Here is a 510-nt window from a genome sequence, read left to right as displayed (position 1 = left end):
ACCACGGTTGTATAGCCATTCATCAACAGAAGCTGCTTCCCAGATGGGATAGAAATGCAGACCGATGGCTGCAGAGGTAGGAATAATAGCACCGGAAATAATATTGTTTCCATAAAGAAGAGAACCGGAAACAGGTTCACGAATACCATCAATATCTACTGGAGGAGCTGCAATGAAAGCGATAATGAATACAGAGGTTGCAGTCAATAGGGTAGGAATCATCAAGACACCAAACCATCCAATGTAAAGACGGTTTTCAGTGCTAGTGATCCAATCGCAAAAACGATTCCATAGGCTTGCGCTTTCGCGTCTTTCTAGAATTGCGGTCATGGTTATAACTTGGTTTATTTAATCATTAGAAGCTCCCAAGCATACACATAAGGCTTGTTATTCAACAGTATAATATGAGTCATATCTGTATGTCAACCAACATTTTGACATGGCTATAAATATTCATAAAATTCATAGTATCCTCTTCCTTCCATAAACTATATGCACATATATTGAAAT

General features: G+C 38.4%; 1 protein-coding gene. It reads right to left on the bottom strand.

Annotation, left to right across the window (positions count from 1 at the left end):
- Positions 1-330, bottom strand: a 330-nt coding sequence (locus IE038_RS25835; protein ID WP_229775756.1) for a photosynthetic reaction center family protein, incomplete at its 3' end; no start/stop codon positions are given.
- Positions 331-510: the final 180 nt, after the last annotated feature.

The organism is Pseudomonas laurentiana (assembly GCF_014648275.1).
Lineage (GTDB): Bacteria > Pseudomonadota > Gammaproteobacteria > Pseudomonadales > Pseudomonadaceae > Aquipseudomonas > Aquipseudomonas laurentiana.
The sequence above is the reverse complement of the archived record's forward strand: the minus strand, read 5'-3'. Positions and strand labels throughout refer to the sequence as shown.